The sequence below is a fragment of the Rhizosphaericola mali genome (assembly GCF_004337365.2).
Lineage (GTDB): Bacteria > Bacteroidota > Bacteroidia > Chitinophagales > Chitinophagaceae > Rhizosphaericola > Rhizosphaericola mali.
Map to the genome: position 1 here is coordinate 310,280 of NZ_CP044016.1, position 18,613 is coordinate 328,892.

Here is an 18,613-nt window from a genome sequence, read left to right on the forward strand (position 1 = left end):
TTGAATAAATAATTATTACGATTGAAATATAGAAATCGCTAAATTGCGTATATTTATATGTTATCTGCAATATGCGAACAATCAACGATATAATTGAAGTTCAAAAAGGCGACATCACAAAAATTAAAGTTGATGCAATTGTAAATGCTGCAAACACATCACTATTAGGAGGCGGAGGTGTTGATGGAGCGATTCATCGAGCTGGAGGAAATGAAATTCTTGAAGATTGTCGAAAAATTATTTTGAAACAAGGTGGTTGCAAAGTTGGTGAAGCTGTGATTACGACTGCGGGAAAATTGCCTGCTAAATATGTAATTCATACTGTTGGTCCAGTTTGGAATAGTGGAATGAAAAACGAAGAGATCAAACTCAAAAATTGTTACTTAAATTCATTAAATCTTGCGGCTGAAAATAACTGTAAAACAATTGCATTTCCATCAATAAGTACAGGAATCTATAGATTTCCAAAAGATAAAGCAGCCACTATTGCGGTTGAAACAATCAAAGATTTTCTTAAAGAAGACGAAATAATTGAAAAAATAATTTTGGTAAGTTTTGATGATGAAAATTACCGAATTATAAAATTAGCACTTGATAAATAAACAATAATACTGCAGATAACATCGGTTTGATGTTTTTGACGGGCGAAAGAATATTGGCTCAACTGAATATCTATATCGAACTTTTGTGCTAAATTTTAACTGAACAATCACTATTTCCGTCACAAAAACATCAAGCCGCGAGCGTTGTGTGCCATTTTAGTATATAAGTTTGATTTATATAATAGAATAAACAAAAATATGAGAAATATTAATCAAAAAGTTATTGTTAAATTATCATTTTTTGCAACTATAAATATTTTTCTTTTATTTCCTTTAGGTGTCTTTAGTCAAGAGATTTCAGAACGTAATTATTTAAATCTAGATAGTTGTTTATGGAAAAACTATGAAATGGAGATACAGAAAACTTCTGAATATTTGAGTAAGAACCCAAATATGAAAGATAGTCTTACAATCGTTTATGAAAATATTCTCAATTCAACATTAGAAAAGAATCGAAAACTAGCAATACAATTTGCAACTGTTCCAAGCGGCTTGCAAAGAGTATTTATGTGTCGTTTAACTATTTCTAAAGATACTCTAAGATCTATCTTAAAGAGATTACCGACAGAATTAAAATCCTCTCTTTATTATAAAAGTATTTTATTATACATAAACTCAAACCAAATAAAAGAAGGAGATAATTTTTATGACTTTAACGCCACAACTTCAACTGGAAATCCTTTTCGCCTTTCATCATTAATTGGCAAAAAAATATTACTATTGTATGGAGGTCTAGATTGTATTGGGAAAGATGGTCGTTCGTACTTGAATCGACTTTTCGAAAAGGCTTCTCATCACAATTTTGAAATTGTTGTATATTGTTTAAGTGATAATTTAGAGAACTTGAAAAAAGTTCAAGAAACATATCATTGTAATTTTGTATTGGTTTCTGATTTTCAACTCGATCAGAGCCCTTTCAAAATTGTATATGGAGCTCAAGAAACACCCACATGTTTTTTTATAAACACGAATGGCAAAATTATAATGAAAACAGAAGGGTTAAATGATCAGCTTATTAATAAATTAGTAGATCTAGATAATTAAAACGGCACACAACATGAGTTTGACGTTTGTGACGGGCGAAAGAATATTGGCTGAACTGAATATCATTATTGAACTTTTGTACTAAATTTGAACTGATAATCACTAATTCGTCACAAATCGTCAAGCCCGATATCGTTGGTACGCAAGTCTCCGCTCCGCTACGCCTTGCGTACCAACGAAGACCGTATTACATACGATGTTGTACACTGTTCCTCGCTTCGCTCGACCAGCGTACAACATCGTATTTGCACAATCCCCTCGGCTTTCGTACCTTCGGTACGAGCCTACGGGACTGCGCAAATACGGTCTTCGTTAGGCACAAGCTGACCATCAACTTAAACTTTCAAAATTTATGGGTTTAGATATTTACGCTGGGACATTTACAAGGTATTATTCAGGTAATTGGAAAACTGTTATTCAACAATGGTCAGATAGAACAGGAACGCCTATAGAAGTGGTAAGACAAAATCAGCCAAAAGATGTGTTAACAAATGTTAGTGAGATTCAAGAAATAAGTGAAGTCTGGAGAGATCACTTAGCTAATGCATTAAAAGCACATAGTGAAACTTCAATATTTTGGATTGAAAGTAATGACTTGCCTTATCATACCGACAAACCAGATTGGGATTGTTTTGGCGCTGTTATTCTTTGGGCTTTGTACAATGAACAAAAAAATGTAATACCTAATGACTTTGATAAAGAATGGACATCATCAGAAATTTTCAAGAAATCTCTTTTAGAGGATTACAAAACAATTTATCCGAGCTTGACACAAGATTGTGAAATATGGCTACCAATAGACATTCAGTTTACTTTCCGTTATAGCGACCCGACAGAAAAGGAAGTTGGAATTGCATCATCACTAAGACTTTTAGAAGACCTTGACAAATTAAATAACGCCACATGGAAAGCTGATAACAATATTATTAATGAATGGAGAAAAGAAATTGACCCTAATACAAATTCGTTTGATGAAAAAGCAAAGTTTGGTTTTTCTATTTTATATGACTTGGCTAAATTTTCAGTTGACAATAAAACACCAATGAAACTTGATTATTAGAAAGCCTGCGCCCAACATTAGTTTGACGATTTGTGACGGGCGAAAGAATATTGGCTCAACTCAATATCTCTATTGAACTTTTGTACTAAATTTGAACTGATAATCACTATTTTCGTCACAAAACGTCAAGCCTAGGACGTTATGTGTAACCCTATGATGACCTGGCATAGACAAAATGAAAAGTAGAAAAATGGCAACAGGAATAATAATTGGACTAATTGTAATTGCCGTTTTCGCATTGACATTTTACAAGAAAAGGCATTTATCTGAGCAGGCGTATTACCCTTCGATAGTTCCGTCAACGGTTGACAAAACTATTCCTGATTCGGCTGTAGGTTTTGGTTACAAGTGTATGTGGTTTGCTGTTAAGACAGACAACAAGAACAGACTTGCGGAGATTTTAAAACTTAAAAATATTTCGGACTGCAATTGGCAAGTTGGTATTGATAAAGCTTATAATGGTTCTGTTTTTATTACACCAACAATTGACGGTTGGACTTTGGCTTGCGGTTGGGGACTTCCGCACGGTGACACTAAAGAAGGAATTGAGAAAGTGAAAAGTATTCTACAAACTTTAAGTAAGGAATTTGAAAATGCTCAATTTTTTAGCACTCATCGAGTGTCTGAATATCATTGTTGGATTAAAGCCACCAACGGACAAATAGAAAGAGTTTATAGTTATTTGGGGGAATCCGGAGAGAACATAACAATCGAAGGACAACCAACAGAATTTGAAAAGAATTTAAAACTTGCCAATACATTTTCAGACGAAGCAAAAGACGAAAAATATTTTGAACGTGAAGACTTAGTTTGGGCAGACGAAGAATTATTAATGCAAGTTGCAGAACATTGGAGTATTGACCCGACAAAACTTGACGAAAGACAAGATATTCCACGAAGTTTGGGACTACTCGGACAACGATGAAAAGAAGGGCTACACATAACTTCATTGGCGTAATGGCGGGTTTTGGTGCTAAATCTCAACAATTGTACTACTATTCCGCCGAATGTGTTTCACATTCGCTCTTTTTAATTAATTTAGCTTCTGTGAAAACACATCGGCTCACTGTCGTGCAAATTTGAACTATCGTGCAAATTTGTCCGTCACTATCGCCAATGAGTTTTCCGTTAGCGGCAAGCTTAATCAAAAATAACTATACACTAAATGAATCCCAGTTATTATCAAAATCAAATCAATAGGATTGAAAAAGAAATTGCTGATTTGCACAAAAAAATTGCAGACGAAAGCAAAAAAGAGAATGATAAAAACAAACAAATAGATTCAATAAACAGATCAATCAATAAGAACACTTCACTATCTTCTCTACAAAGTAAACAAAGGCAAATTCAAATTTATCAGAACGAAATTTATAACTACAAGAAGAAAATAGCAGATTATCAAAAAAACATTGCATCAAAATCTGGAGATCTAGGAAGAAGAAAGCAAGAGTTGAGAAGTGCTGAAGATCGAGAACAAAAAATACAAAATCAAAAACAATTGGATTTTCAACAAAAATTACAACAGTCAATTAATGAGCAAAAAAAGCAATTGGATTTTCTAATAAATCAAAATTATTCGTCAACAAAATCTCTTGACGATAAATTATCACCAGAAATATTGAAGCAATATGATTTTTTTATATCACATGCCTCAGAAGATAAAGATGAAATTGTAAGAACTCTAGCCGATTCGTTGCGAGAAAATGGATTTAGCGTATGGTATGATGAATTTGAACTTAAAATTGGAGATAGTTTAAGAAAGAAAATAGATGCAGGTTTGATTAATTCGAAATATGGAATTGTCATTATATCGCCATCATTCGTAAAGAAAAACTGGACAGAATATGAGCTTAATGGAATGGTTGCAAGGGAAATGAATGGACATAAAGTAATTCTACCAATTTGGCATAAAATATCAAAAGATGAAGTTTTGAAATTTAGTCCAACATTAGCTGATAAAATGGCATTAAATACGTCTATACATTCTACAGAGGATATTATAAATGCATTAAAAGAACTATAAAAGCCTTCCGCTAACATGAGTTTGACGATTTGTGACGGGAGAAAGAATATTGGCTCAACTTGATATCATTATTGAACATTTGTACTAAATTTGAACTGACAATCACTATTTTCGTCACAAACCGCCAAGCCCGAGAACGTTAACTGCAATGGATTACCTATAATATATATGAAATGAAAATCCCAGCAATTCATGGAATTATAGAAAGAAGAATACTTGTAAATTATGTTGTTGAACCAAGTATTGTTGAAAAGCTTTTACCAAAACCCTTCAAACCAAAATTGTTTGAAGGAAAGGCTATTGTTGGTATTTGTTTGATTCGTCTAAAGGATATAAAACCAAAAAGATTCCCAAGTTTTATGGGCATAAACTCTGAAAATGGAGCACATCGAATTGCTGTTGAATGGGAAGACTGCGACGAATTAAAGGAAGGTGTTTTTATTCCAAGAAGAGACACAAATTTAAAACTCAACGCAATTATAGGAGGAAGATTCTTTCCAGGAAAACATTACTTGGCAAAATTTAATGTAGTTGAACGCCATAATAACTATCATGTAGATTTCAAAAGTTCAGATAATACAACTATCGAGATTGACGCAGAATTAGCAGAAGATTTTGATTATAATTCTATTTTTAAAACAATTGAAAATGTTTCGCAATTTTTTGAGAACGGATCAATCGGATATTCTCCAAATGGAACAAGCTTTGATGGACTTAAATTAGAAACATATGAATGGAACGTAAAACCATTAAAAGTTTCAAATGTAAAATCAAGTTTTTTTGAAGATAAAAGTATCTTTCCAGAAGGCTCTATCAAATTTGATAATGCCATTCTAATGGAAAATATCGAACATGAATGGAAATCCTTAAAAACAATTAACCACTGCAGTTAACATTGGCTTGATGTTTTTGACGGGCAAAGGAAAATCGGCTCAACACAAGTAATTCTATTCAACTTTTGTGCTATATTTGGACTGATGAATTATTATTTCCGTCACAAAACATCAAGCCGAGGACGTTAGCGGCAAGGCAAAACGACTTCACGTTTACAATCATAATTTGACAGCATTTATGGACGAGACAACATCAGAATATCTTGACAAGATTTTAAACGAACTGTCAAACTTTCAAAAGCAATTTATCGATAGTTCAAAGCGATTTATTGAGGCAGGAAATAAAAAACTTTATACTCTTGACTTTTTTGCTTCAGCGGTTAACAACAGAGCAATTTCTTTAACAAACGCATATGTAACATTAGCGAAAGAAAACAATTATTTGACAGCAGTTTCTTTAATCAGGCTTCAACTTGACAATGCTTTGCGGTTTTTTGCTTCAACACTTGTTGCCGACTCTAACGATTTTGTTATGCAATTTCTTGACGGCAAAGCAATAAAAGATTATACAGATGCTAAAGGGAAAAAATTAAGTGACAACTATCTTGCAAAACAACTCGAAACTTATTTTGCAGGGACACAAAAATTATACACAGACACTTGCGGTTTTATTCATCTTAGTGACAGGCACTTCTTCCCAACAATTGCAAAATTTGAAAAAGAAGATAGAAATATTGGAATACAAATTGGCAGTTATGACAATTTTAAACTTGACGAGAAAATTGTTTTTTCAAGGACAATGTTGGAAGTGTCGAAACTTGTTTTAATTGTAGTTGAACAATGGAAGCACGAAAAAGAAAAGTTGGGAGCATTGTTTGACAGCCAAATGCCCAGCCGCTAACATTAGTTTGACGATTTGTGACGGGCGAAAGGATATAGGCTCAACTTAAGTATCATTATTGAACTTTTGTACTAATTTTGAACTTATAATCACTATTTCGTCACAAACCGTCAAGCCAACTTCGTTGGCTGTAACCCTAAAAACTTCATACTAAAACTATATACATATTTATGGAAGAAAAAAAGCCTTTAGAAACTATTAATGCAGTTAAGCAATTTCTGACACAACTTCCTAGCTTATCATATGGTTCGAATGTATTACAATATTTTAATCAACCAGATTATGGGGGTGGCGTGAATGGATTTAATAAGCTAAAAGCAGAATTTGACAAAATAGATTTTGCAAAACCTACTGAATTTCTTGATTTGGAGACAAAAGTAAAAAGGTTGAAAAATGAAATTATAGAATTAGAGAACAAACACACAAATCTTACTTCATTACTTGGAGAAAAAACAAATGGAACAGAAGGTTCATTAGCAAATCAAATCTTAATTAGTCTCAAAGACGAAATTAATCAGCTTAGCAACAAAAGAAATGAACTATTAAATGAAATAGCAGAAAAAGAAGATATAGAAGATAAGCGAATTGCAAAACAAGTTGATAATGAAAAATCGCAAAATGATGAATTTGCTAGAAAAACTAAGGAATTAGAAGAACAGTTTCAAATACTAACAAATAATTTAAAAGCTCAATATGAAAATGACAAAAAAGAGATTGGTAATAAAATTAAACTAGAGACAGAATCTGCAAATAAGAATATAGAAGAAGCTATAAACAATGCTAAACTAAGAGTAAAATTAATCAATCAATTTAAAGACTTTTTGGAGGAAACAAATAAAAATATGCGCTTATATTCATCTGTAATTATTGGTTTGCTAATTGTTGCAATTGTTACGATATTTATTAGCATTCCAGACTTGCTGAAAATATTTAACAACTATGATACGTTTGTAAAAAGTCAAGGAAATAAGATTACAAATCTACAACTTATTAACTGTGCATTGGGTTTACTTATTGTAAAACTTCCGTGGGCGTTGTGTGTAAGTGCTATACTTACTGGTATGTACAGTTTGTTAAAGGGGTTAATAACCACATATGAAAAAATAAATCAAGACAAAAGAAATATGTCGGCAATATATGCGATTTCTGGTAATGTCGCTAATGCACTGAATGAATATGGCATTCAATTAGCAGAAGATATTTCTCATGATGAAAATAGTAAAACTGACACAATTATTAAAGTTTCAAGTAAAGACTTAGCTCTGAAAAAAGAAACAATACGATGGAATCAAATTATGAAATACTTTGAGAAAATGCAACAAAATAAAGAGGATGTAATACGAGAAGAAGACCCATCTAAACTTAAATTAGTTACTGGGCTGTTGGATAAGCTAATTGATAAAATACCAAAAAGTTAAATTAATTTCATCAATATTAATCACGAAGAAGAGCTACAGCCAACATTTCATTGACGCAATGGCGGGTTTGGTGCTAATGCTCAACTTTTGTACTACTATTCCGCCGAATGTGTTTCACATTCGCTTTTTTCAATTATTTTAGCTTTGTGAAAACACATCGGCTCACTGTCGTGCAAATTTGAACTATCGTGCAAATGTGTCCGCCACTATCGCCAATGAGTTTTCCATTACCTGTAATTATGAAAGAAAATCCTACATTACTAGTTTTCAAAGATAAAATTTTTACAGTAGGTAAAGACACATTCATTGATTGTAGTGCTACAAATGGAAATGCTGTTATTTTTGAAGATAATGAAGAAACTGGATATTTCTATGCGGTTGACCAAAATAACGAATTGAATATTTTAGACGCACTCCACATTTATAATGTATCGGATGTCGTTGATAAAAATAAACCTTCCAATATTAAAATTATTTGGACTGATAATTTTACTAAAGCAATTTTATCAATCAACAACTATTATCATGCAATTTTTGACTTTAAAGAACATGCAGGATATTGTAGGAATGCATTTCCAAATTCAAAAAGCAATTGGACTCGAGTTAAAGACAGACTTTTAACTGATGAATTAATCATGGAACTTCTAAAAAGATAGATTTACACTAAACAAAAAACACTTGACCAAAATAGTATCGAATGACACAAAAAATCAAATCATTGAGAATAATTTATAATAACAAACAAAATTTTGAAAAATAACTACAGGTAACATTGGCTTGATGTTTTTGACGGGCGAAAGAATATTGGCTCAACTTGTGTAACTATATTGAACTTTTGTACTAAATTTGAACTGAACAATTACTATTTCCGTCACAAAAACGTCAAGCCGAGGACGTTGCATGCAATTATATTTGATACTGTGTTATGACAAATGACTCAAGAGAAAAAGCAATAGAAGAATTAAAACTCGTTAATGACAACATTGAAAAATTTGGTTGCCATTTAACATTAATCGAGGCTGACAATTATATGCCAGCATTTGTCTATTCTATCGGACTTTTTAAAAAGTTTGGACACCCCGAAATCATATGTTTTGGGCTAAATATTGATGTTATGGCAAGTATAATTAACCATGCTTGCGACTTAATAAAAAATGGAGAGACACTTAAAATAGGCAAATCTTATAGAGGTTTTTTAGAAAGTTTTCCAATTCAATTTATTCTTGTAGATAAGGCGTACTATCAAAATTATGTGGGTTATGCAGGTCTGTTTTATAATGAAACATTTGACTTTCCTTTGTTGCAACTTATTTGGACTGATAAACAAAATAATTTTCCTTGGGAAGAAGACTTTAATCCTAATTGGAAATTCAAACAACCGTTACTTGATAGAAACACGGACTTCAAATTTTATGAAGATAGAAATTTGGCAGTCTTCACAACTAAGCAAACTCTTAATGGTGCTCCAATTTTGTATGTTTATCATAGTGAAGACGGAAATTGGCAATTTCATACAAGTTTAGAACCAAACATAGACGATTCTATGGTTGTAGCTTTGGAAGAAATAACTAAACTTGACCCAACTATAAATGAAATTTATTATTTGGAGTTCGGCTGGAGGGCATGGCGTGACAACGAAAAAAGTGAATGGCAAATTGAGGAGCATTCCGATGAAGAATAACTGCATGCAACAGTTCATTGGCGCAATGGCGGGTTTGGTACTAATCCTCAACATTTGTACTATTATTCCGCCGAATGTGTTTCACATTCGCTTTTTTCAATTAATTTAGCTGCTGTGAAAACACATCGGCTCACTGTCGTGCAAATTTGAACTTTCAGTCCAAATTTTTCCGCCACTTCGCCAATGAGTTTTCCGTTAGCTGTAAGTCTATCAAAAATTCCGTAGTAAATTGAGAAAAATATATCGATACAGACCAATGTCTGAATTTCTATTCAAAGAATTATTTTATCAAGAAATCTATTTTGCTTCTTATAATGAATTAAATGATCCATTAGATATCACCGCAAGAATTGATTTTTCAACGAAAAAAATAAACGATATTAATTATCTTATTTACTTTTTCGGAAAATCACAGTTTTTATTTGATGATTCAGAATATAGTAATCAGAAATTAGTTCAATTTTTTAATAACAATACTAAATTTCAATTATTAGTAAATGAAGTTTTTAATCAGATTAAGAAATCAAATAAGAATAATTTATGGATTAATGATATTATATCTATTATTAAACATTCAATAATAGAAGCAAAAATTGATTTTGAATTTAAATCTGATGCTTTTGAGCAAAAGCTACAAAAATTAACAAAAAAAATTTTACAAAATAGTCATATTGCTTGTTTTTCTGAAAACAATACTAATTTTTTAATGTGGTCACATTATGCAAGTAAACATAGTGGAATTTGTATGGAATTTAATTTAGGAGAGTCGAATCTCTTTCCATTCGAATATAATGGAAAGAGGAAAATAACTGATGGAAAAATTGAAGATAGATTTTCTAAGGGAATTATTGAATCTACAATTTTTAGAGAAGATTTGAAGAAAGTAATTTATCAAGAAGAACCTCCATATATTAATTTCTATGATTTTCAATCTGTCTTTGAAAATGAATATGATTGTGATTTAATTGGATTATCAAAATCCTGGACACATAAGTTTGCATTAGAATTAGAATGGACTTTTTCCACAAAAACTACAAATTGGGAATATGAAAATGAATTTAGGGTAATTTCAATCAATTTCGATGAATCAAAACTTCCTGAAAAAAGGATTAGACATTTTCCAATAGAAATTTTATCTGGAATTTATTTTGGATTAAATACTCCAGAAAATATTAAAACGAGAATCTTTGAAATAATCAGTTATAAGAATTCAGAAACTCTTTTTTATGAATCAAAACTAAACGGTAGTGTAATTGAATTTTCAGAATGGGAAGAAAAAGATAAATATTAGACCTACAGCGAACATTGGCTTGGTGTTTTTGACGGGCAAAGGAATATCGGCTCAACATAAGTAATTCTATTTGACTTTTGTACTATATTTGAACAGATGAATCACTATTTCCGTCACAAAACATCAAGCCGAGGGCGTTAGCGGTAATTTTAGCGAACGAAAAGCAATAAAAGAATTTATCGACTTATTCTTAAATTAAACTTATCGAAAACTTATTGACTATAAAATTAAAAAATGCCATTTACGTTAAACGAAAAATATATTATTGAAACCGAAACAGAACTTGGTATTCTTTTTCCAAAGAGTTTCAAAGCTAAAATGATTGAAGAAAATGGAGGCGAATTAATAACCGAAGATGACGACTGGCAACTATTCCCTTTTTTTGATAAAACCGATAAGAAAAGAATAAGTAGAACATGTAATAATATTGCTTTAGAAACTAAACAAGCGAAGAAATGGAACAATTTCCCAAATAATGGAATTGCAATTGCAAGAAACGGAAGTGGAGACTATTTAATATTATTACCGATAAAAGAAAATAGTAAAATTCTAAGTGAAGAAGTTTACACATGGTTTCACGAAACTGGGCAAACTGAAAAAGTCGCAGATGATATAAGCCATTTAATCCATAATTAATAAACTACCGCTAACATGGGATTGATATTTGTGATGGGCGAAAGAATATCGACTCAACTTGAGTAACTTTATTGAACTTTTGTACTAAATTTGAAATGAACAATTACTATTTCCATCACAAAACATCAACCCCGAGAACGTTGCCCTCAAGCCTGTTATTTATATTCTATGTGCATACAAAGATCAAAATATATTAGTATTTATATTCTATTAATACTATGTTCTTGTTGTAACACAAAAAGTCAAGAGAAGGATTAAATTATTGACATTCCACCCTTTTCAGACATTTCAAACGAAAAGATTAATTATGTCTTTTCTGAACTAAAAAAAGTATATCCACTGGTAAACGTAAAGAGTAAGATACCCATCCCAAAGTCTGCGTTTTATTCATTACGAAATAGATTTCGAGCCGATTCATTAATAGCAATACTAGATAGACAAACTGCACCAAATCATATTACTCTTGGCTTAACAAGTTTTGATATAAGTACGACTAAAAATTCAATAAAAGATTGGGGCGTTATGGGTTTAGGATTTGAACCAGGAAAAGCATGCATCGCTTCAGACTTTCGTCTATCTTCAAACGAAAAATTAATGCAACTTTTTAAAGTTTCCATTCATGAACTTGGACACACACAAGGTTTGAAGCATTGTAAAGTAAAATCATGTTTTATGCGTGATGCAGAAGGTCGAAATCCTACAAACGAAGAAATCGAATTTTGTAAAACTTGTAAGCATACTTTAATATCTAAAGGTTGGCGATTTAAATAGAAATAAGGCCAGCGGGCAACATTGGTTTGACTATTTGTGACGGGCGAAAGAATATCGGCTCAACTGAATATTTTTATTGAACTTTTGTACTAAATTTGAACTGATAATCACTATTTTCGTCACAAACCGTCAAGCCCGAGGACGTTGGCTGCTATATAGCTAGACATTACAAAATTGACAATGAAAAAATATTTTAATTTTCTACCAATTCTAATTGTATTCATTGCAAGTTGCAAAGGACAAACAAAAACTGAAAAGAAAACAGTTCATAATAAAGATTTTGAATGGACTATTAATATTCCAGCTGGTTTTGACACGGTTAGTGTGGAAAAATGGGCTAAAATACAAAATCGTGGAGCAGAAGCAATTGAAAAAACATACGATGGAAAAGTTGAGAATAATGCAAAGACAATTTTTGTTTTTCAAAATGATCAATTCAACTACTTCGAATCAAACTACCAGTTATTTGATTCGACAAAAGATGGTAATTATCTCGAAAGTTTTCGAGAAGTTAATAATGTAATATATGGGACATTTGAAGCTCAAATGAAAAGTGCAAAACTCGACTCTTCATCGTCGACACAAACTATAGATGGACTTGTTTTTCAGAAATTTAAAGTTCTTATAACTTTCCCAAATAAGATGGTTATGAATTGGCAAATGTTTGGTCGCCTTTTTGGCAAGAAAGAATTTACCGTAAATATTATGACTGTTGACAGACAAAAAGAAAAAGAATTACTTGACTGTTGGTTAAACTCAAAATTTGAAAAATAAAAATACAGCAGCCAACATAGGTTTGACGTTTTTGACGGGCGAATGAATATCGGCTCAACTTAATATCTATATTGGACTTTTGTACTAAATTTGAACTGAATCAACACTATTTCCGTCACAAAAACGTCAAACCGAGGACGTTATGTGCAATTAAAATTTAACTGTGGACAAATCAGAAATTCGAAGAAAATACGATAGTGATTTTTCAGAATTAAGGAAAATTATTAATTCTTGGAGCTTAATTCCTGGAAGCCCTAATGACGAATTTGATTCTCTAAATAATAAAATTCTGAGCCAACTTAACAAAAATCAAGATTTTGAAAAAATTGATCGAATTATCCAAAGCGAATTAATTGTTCACTACGGATTATTCGACAATGAGTTCGATTCTAAAAATTTGACTGAAGAAATAAAAAATTGGTGGAATTTTAAACCAAAATAGAATAGAAAAAGTAGCATTTCAAGTATTAGAAAAAATAAAAAAATTAACACGTTTATATTTTTGAAATAATGAATTGATTCAATTTCACAGATAATAAAAAATAAAAATATATAATAAATGATAAACTGCACATAACATTGGCTTGACGTTTTTGACGGGCGAAAGAATATTGGCTCAACTAAGTAACTATATTAGACTTTTGTACTAAATTTGAACTAAATCAACACTATTTCCATCACAAAAACGTCAAGCCGCGTTCGTTAGCGGTAATCTGAAAAATGGCTAGCCGACAATGTTGCTAGAACATTCAAAACATTTCATTATTAAAAACTACTAACTGAAGAACTATAATATTTCGCAAACAATAAAAAATGACAGAGATTGACTTTAACGAAATGGACCGAAATTTTACGGAGATAGAAAATAGGATGAATAAACGCGAAGAAGACGGATTAAAAAATGTATTAAAACATTTTGATCGAATCCACGATAAACTTTTTTCTATTAATACAATGTTCATTGCTGGATTTTTTACTTTAATCAAATTAAGTAATAATATATCGACAATAACTATACTTATACCAGTATTAAATATGATATATTTAATATGGATTGAATACCGAATGATGGAAAAAAGTAGATTTGAAGCTGATGTAAAAAACAAAACTCCAAGTGAAATTAATAAATGGGGAAAAAGCATTAGACTTAATAATTGGCTATCACTCTTTTCAATAACTCTTACATTAATTGTAGCTGGATATTTTATCTATTTTCTATATGTGAGTGATAAAATATAAACGACTACCGCTAACATGTGTTTGACGATTTGTGACGGGCGAAAGAATATCGGCTCAACTAATTATCATTATTAAACTTTTGTACTAAATTTGAACAGATAATCACTATTTTCGTCACAAACCGTCAAGCCCGAGATCGTTATGTGCTATTGGTATAAAATTTTAAGATTTGAAGAACGTCGATTATAAAGAGAACATTAATTGTATAAGAGAAACTAGTAATGGGCTATACCGAATTATATTGGATTTCGCAACTATCAATATATTACCTTTTTTAATTCAAGATGATTACAAATTTGTTTGGGTTCATAATCATACAACAGGCAAAGGATTCGATTGGGAAGAATTTAATTTACCTATCGTAAATAATTCAACACATTTGAAAATCCTAGCAAAATCACTGAATTTTGATTTTATTATGGAAACAAGTGCGTTCAAAGACATAATGAAGGATTTAACGGGAGGAATTGAACTTATTCAGATGAACAAAATTCCACCATATTATCTAAATTTGGATATTATAAAGGGAAAACAAAGATTTAATATATTACAAAACAATTGTGACTTTCTATTTGAAGTTGATATTCCTTCTGCGACAGATTATGGAACTCTAATTAGTCCAAACAAAGATTATTTAGAATCATTACTTAATAACCAAAAGATTGATTGGAGTAACTTACCATAACAACAGCACATAACATGGGATTGATATTTGTGACGGGCGAAAGAATATCATCTCAACTTAAGTAACTATATTGAACTTTTATACTAAATTTGAACTGAAGCAACAATATTTGCGTCACAAAACATCAACCCCGAGAACGTTATCTGCAACCATATAGATACATGATGCTAAATGAAAATTGAAAAAAACTTTAAAATATTATTCCAAACTTCAGATTTTTTATTAGGCAATATTTACGAGAATGTGTTTCTAATAAAAACGCAAAGCAATGAAGAATTCTATATTGGAAATTTTTATGGAGAGCCTAGCTTTGGAATAATTGATGAAGTGTACAAAAAATGTATTGTAGGTGGAGAAAAAATAATCAATTATGATATATTTTCTACAATAAAATCAGAATTTGAATTAGATAATTTTGCATACGACTTCAAATATATTAACGAAGCTGAATACGAAATATTGACTGATCCTTGGAATGAAAAATCAGCAATATGGAGATTCCATTTGGTATCAGAAACATTATTTAAAGTTTCAAATTTTACTAAATACCAAAATAAAGAATATGTCGAACGTATTAAATGGTAGAATTAATAATGGCGGCAGATAACATTAGTTTGACGATTTGTGACGGGCGAAAGAATATCGGCTCAACTCGATATCATTATTGAACTTTTGTACTAAATTTGAATTGAATCAACACTATTTCCGTCACAAAACGTCAAGCCGAAGACGTTACAGGCAATGCTAAACAAACTGACTAACAAAAGATGCCTCATCCAATTTTAGACCATATTATCCTTAATGAAAATGCGTACTTCTACAAAAAAGAGGACGCCGTAAATTTTTTTTCGGCGATACATATCAACAAAATTTTTGTAGCGGCGTCTAAAGATAAGAAAGGAAACTACTTGCTGAATATGCAGAAACAAGCAAGAAATGTTGGCGGACAAGAATTACATTTCTCAATATGTGTCTTTAAGTTAGAAACGCTGCCAAATTTTATTGACGAAGAAATTTCTATAAAATGGCGTGAACAAAAACTGGCGTACCTATTGATTGTTGATTTCAAGGATTACGTGTTTATAACACGGAAAAATATTTCGGGCATTGATAAATTGCTATACGAAGGAATTACACTTATAGATTATGCCATACTTAATACCCTTTTTGTTGATAGTGGAACTTTCTTTGAGAAATTTTCTTTGAACAATACCAGTGTCGCTCAGGATTCCATAAGAGGAAAAACAATTGAAGCCATCGACTTGAAGAAATCTTTCTCACCTTATGGTGCAGGGAAATATGTTTTGAGCTCAGTCCGAGTAAGTAACTATGAAGAAAAGACTTCAATAGCTTTTAATACTTCAAGAATTACAAAGTTTGGCGAGAAGAAGTATTTGGATGCTCTTTTGGTTTGGGCTCATGAGGTAATTGAAAAAATCAGAAACCATATTCATGGGAATTCATTTCTTGATGTGTTTGCAACTCCAATTGAATACGAAGCACACCGAGATACTTTGATCCCAATTTCATTTTTGTTCAATCTGAGAAAATTTCATGAAGATGTGGAAACGGGAAGATTATTAAACTGTGAACTTCGACTAAGTGGTGTTTCTATTCGGCAAATTCCATTGCAAAGAATTTTGGCAGCACTTCAAAAAGTCTTTGATGTTGAAACTATAGCAATAGGAACAGACACTGCTTACAAATTGAAATCTTCCTTTGCTGATGATATTGAGCTTGCTTTAAACAAAAAGTCGATTACAATTCATTCACACAAAGCATCAAACCTTATTTTAACTTTTGACAATGGCAAGAATACTCCTTTGACTAGTTATTTCAATTACTATAATGAATTCATTATAAATTTTGAAGATTTAAGTTTAGTTTACACTAATCGTAAGCTTTTTAAGGACAGTAAACTCATAAGCTACATAGACAATTTCATTGAAGCGTTTAATGGAAGAGCTGAATTAAATAGTGTTACGAGTGAGAAAGGAACATTTACAACTGCGTCAACTTCATTTACAATAAATAGTATTTTCAATTTCGTTGAAAACAGAATTATTCATGATGCTGATTATTCAATCTTAGATGACTTGGGCAATGAGTGGGCTGATCACATTAAACTAAAAGGAACAACTCTTACATTCATTCATTCAAAGTATGGCGACAGTCAATTTTCTGCGTCAAGTTTTCATGAGGTAGTTGGACAAGCATTGAAGAATATTGGCAATATGACCCCATCAACCGAACAGTTGGATACGAAAGCAGTTCATTGGGCAAACACGTTAAATATTGGAGGGACAAACACTGCAATAACAAGATTAAGAAGAGGTACAAATCTTACAGACGGAATTGCGGTGTATAAGAAACTTTTATTAAACCCAAATTTGAAAAGGGAAATTATTCTTACTGTCAATTTTATCTCAAGAGGACAATTGCGTGACAGGTTAAACAAATTGAAAGCAGGAACCCCTTTTTCAGAAAAGAACCAAGTAATTCAAATCCTATGGCTGCTTTCAAGTTTAATAAACAGTTGTCAAGAAAATGGAATAGGTGTTCATATAATTTGTAAACCATAAGTACAAATAAAAAAGCACATGCCTGTAACATCGGTTTGGCTCAAGAGCCGCTGGAGAATAAATCCTCAACATTTGTACTTTTTTCGTCGCAAAAACCGCTTGATTTATGCTTTTGATTTCATAATTTAGCATCATCAAGCGGTTTTGCTTGCGACAGTGCTGAATTGAACTTTTGTACTTTCTTTTCCGCTCCTGCGCCAAGCCCCGCTCGTTGCACGCAAGCACAATTCTAACCGTATTATGAAAGAAGTAATCGAAATTAACATTTATGATAAACGTGCTAATTCGAGTACAACAATATGCGTCGAAAAACTTTCAGAAAATGTATTTAAAGCAGTTAAAAACGAAATTTTCAATTGTAGATTGACTTTAGGGACTGAATTTGAAGCACGATTAAATAATGACGGATTCTATGAAATAGTAAGAATCATAGAGGACTCAGAATATACCACAAGACGATTTATATTAACGTCTCAATTTACGGAGTCTGAATATAGATTACTAGGAGATGAAATTATACGTTTGGGTGGTTTTTGGCAAACAGATTTTGGTAGTATAGTTACAATTAATTTACCTCGAAACTGCAAACTAAATTTAGACGCAATTTTTAAAGAATTCGATTTTCATCCAGTAGAAATTAAAGATTGAATTAACAAAACAACAGAAATTAATTAAAAGCCTGCGTGCAACAATTCATTGGCGTAATGGCGGGTTTAATACTAATCTTCAACTTTTGTACTACTATTCCGCCGAATGTGTTTCACATTCGCTTTTTTTGAATTAATTTAGCTTTTGTGAAAACACATCGGCTCACTGTCGTGCAAATTTGAACTATCGTACAAATTTATCCGCCACTTCGCCAATGAGTTTTCCGTTGGTACGCAAGTCTCCGCTCCGCTACGCCTTGCGTACCAACGAAGACCGTATTACATACGATGTTGTACACTGTTCCTCGCTTCGCTCGACCAGCGTACAACATCGTATTTGCACAATCCCTTCGGCTTTCGTACCTTCGGTACGAGCCTACGGGACTGCGCAAATACGGTCTTCGTTAGCTGTAACCTTTTTAAAAA

The 18,613-nt window shown here is 31.8% G+C and carries 20 protein-coding genes; all 20 read left to right on the forward strand.

From position 1 onward, the window contains the following. Positions 1-71 precede the first annotated feature (71 nt). Positions 72-602: an O-acetyl-ADP-ribose deacetylase gene (locus E0W69_RS01250; protein ID WP_225321356.1), complete on the forward strand. Its 531-nt coding sequence runs from the start codon at positions 72-74 to the stop codon at positions 600-602. Between the two features lie 198 nt (positions 603-800). Beyond that, entirely contained in the window at positions 801-1,646 is an 846-nt protein-coding gene (locus E0W69_RS01255; RefSeq protein ID WP_131328219.1) for a peroxiredoxin family protein, read from the forward strand. A gap of 352 nt (positions 1,647-1,998) precedes the next feature. Next, positions 1,999-2,706, forward strand: a complete 708-nt coding sequence (locus E0W69_RS01260) for a hypothetical protein (protein WP_131328220.1) — start codon at positions 1,999-2,001, stop codon at positions 2,704-2,706. 190 nt (positions 2,707-2,896) lie between these two features. Further along, a complete protein-coding gene (locus E0W69_RS01265) occupies positions 2,897-3,631 on the forward strand; it encodes a hypothetical protein (protein ID WP_131328221.1) in 735 nt (244 codons plus the stop codon). 240 nt (positions 3,632-3,871) lie between these two features. Further along, the gene (locus tag E0W69_RS01270) at positions 3,872-4,729 is read left to right on the forward strand and encodes a toll/interleukin-1 receptor domain-containing protein (RefSeq protein WP_131328222.1); all 858 of its coding nucleotides are present in this window, start codon (positions 3,872-3,874) and stop codon (positions 4,727-4,729) included. A gap of 173 nt (positions 4,730-4,902) precedes the next feature. Beyond that, complete coding sequence (locus tag E0W69_RS01275; RefSeq protein WP_131328223.1) at positions 4,903-5,622, forward strand: DUF2071 domain-containing protein; 720 nt, start codon at positions 4,903-4,905, stop codon at positions 5,620-5,622. 178 nt (positions 5,623-5,800) lie between these two features. Continuing rightward, positions 5,801-6,463: a hypothetical protein gene (locus tag E0W69_RS01280; protein WP_131328224.1), complete on the forward strand. Its 663-nt coding sequence runs from the start codon at positions 5,801-5,803 to the stop codon at positions 6,461-6,463. A 170-nt stretch (positions 6,464-6,633) separates the two neighbouring features. Further along, a complete protein-coding gene (locus tag E0W69_RS01285) occupies positions 6,634-7,881 on the forward strand; it encodes a coiled-coil domain-containing protein (RefSeq protein ID WP_131328225.1) in 1,248 nt (415 codons plus the stop codon). Between the two features lie 215 nt (positions 7,882-8,096). Continuing rightward, the gene (locus tag E0W69_RS01290; RefSeq protein ID WP_225321357.1) at positions 8,097-8,537 is read left to right on the forward strand and encodes a DUF2251 domain-containing protein; all 441 of its coding nucleotides are present in this window, start codon (positions 8,097-8,099) and stop codon (positions 8,535-8,537) included. A gap of 269 nt (positions 8,538-8,806) precedes the next feature. Further along, complete coding sequence (locus E0W69_RS01295; protein ID WP_131328226.1) at positions 8,807-9,562, forward strand: DUF4262 domain-containing protein; 756 nt, start codon at positions 8,807-8,809, stop codon at positions 9,560-9,562. Between the two features lie 256 nt (positions 9,563-9,818). Continuing rightward, the gene (locus E0W69_RS01300; protein ID WP_131328227.1) at positions 9,819-10,853 is read left to right on the forward strand and encodes a DUF2971 domain-containing protein; all 1,035 of its coding nucleotides are present in this window, start codon (positions 9,819-9,821) and stop codon (positions 10,851-10,853) included. Positions 10,854-11,087: 234 nt separating this feature from the next. After that, positions 11,088-11,489, forward strand: coding sequence for an SMI1/KNR4 family protein (locus E0W69_RS01305; protein WP_131328228.1), 402 nt, complete (start codon positions 11,088-11,090; stop codon positions 11,487-11,489). Positions 11,490-11,945: 456 nt separating this feature from the next. After that, the gene (locus E0W69_RS01310) at positions 11,946-12,260 is read left to right on the forward strand and encodes a matrixin family metalloprotease (protein WP_326521356.1); all 315 of its coding nucleotides are present in this window, start codon (positions 11,946-11,948) and stop codon (positions 12,258-12,260) included. A gap of 180 nt (positions 12,261-12,440) precedes the next feature. Then, the gene (locus E0W69_RS01315; protein WP_131328230.1) at positions 12,441-13,034 is read left to right on the forward strand and encodes a hypothetical protein; all 594 of its coding nucleotides are present in this window, start codon (positions 12,441-12,443) and stop codon (positions 13,032-13,034) included. 163 nt (positions 13,035-13,197) lie between these two features. After that, entirely contained in the window at positions 13,198-13,476 is a 279-nt protein-coding gene (locus tag E0W69_RS01320; RefSeq protein ID WP_131328231.1) for a hypothetical protein, read from the forward strand. A 371-nt stretch (positions 13,477-13,847) separates the two neighbouring features. Next, complete coding sequence (locus E0W69_RS01325; RefSeq protein WP_131328232.1) at positions 13,848-14,273, forward strand: hypothetical protein; 426 nt, start codon at positions 13,848-13,850, stop codon at positions 14,271-14,273. A 169-nt stretch (positions 14,274-14,442) separates the two neighbouring features. Next, positions 14,443-14,958, forward strand: coding sequence for a hypothetical protein (locus E0W69_RS01330; RefSeq protein ID WP_131328233.1), 516 nt, complete (start codon positions 14,443-14,445; stop codon positions 14,956-14,958). Positions 14,959-15,129: 171 nt separating this feature from the next. Continuing rightward, on the forward strand, positions 15,130-15,543 hold the full coding sequence (locus E0W69_RS01335; RefSeq protein WP_131328234.1) for a hypothetical protein: 414 nt from the start codon (positions 15,130-15,132) through the stop codon (positions 15,541-15,543). A gap of 332 nt (positions 15,544-15,875) precedes the next feature. Then, positions 15,876-17,540 carry a hypothetical protein gene (locus tag E0W69_RS01340; protein WP_150136669.1) on the forward strand — a complete coding sequence of 555 codons (1,665 nt, stop codon included), beginning with the start codon at positions 15,876-15,878 and terminating at the stop codon, positions 17,538-17,540. 240 nt (positions 17,541-17,780) lie between these two features. Further along, complete coding sequence (locus tag E0W69_RS01345; RefSeq protein ID WP_131328236.1) at positions 17,781-18,188, forward strand: hypothetical protein; 408 nt, start codon at positions 17,781-17,783, stop codon at positions 18,186-18,188. Positions 18,189-18,613: the final 425 nt, after the last annotated feature.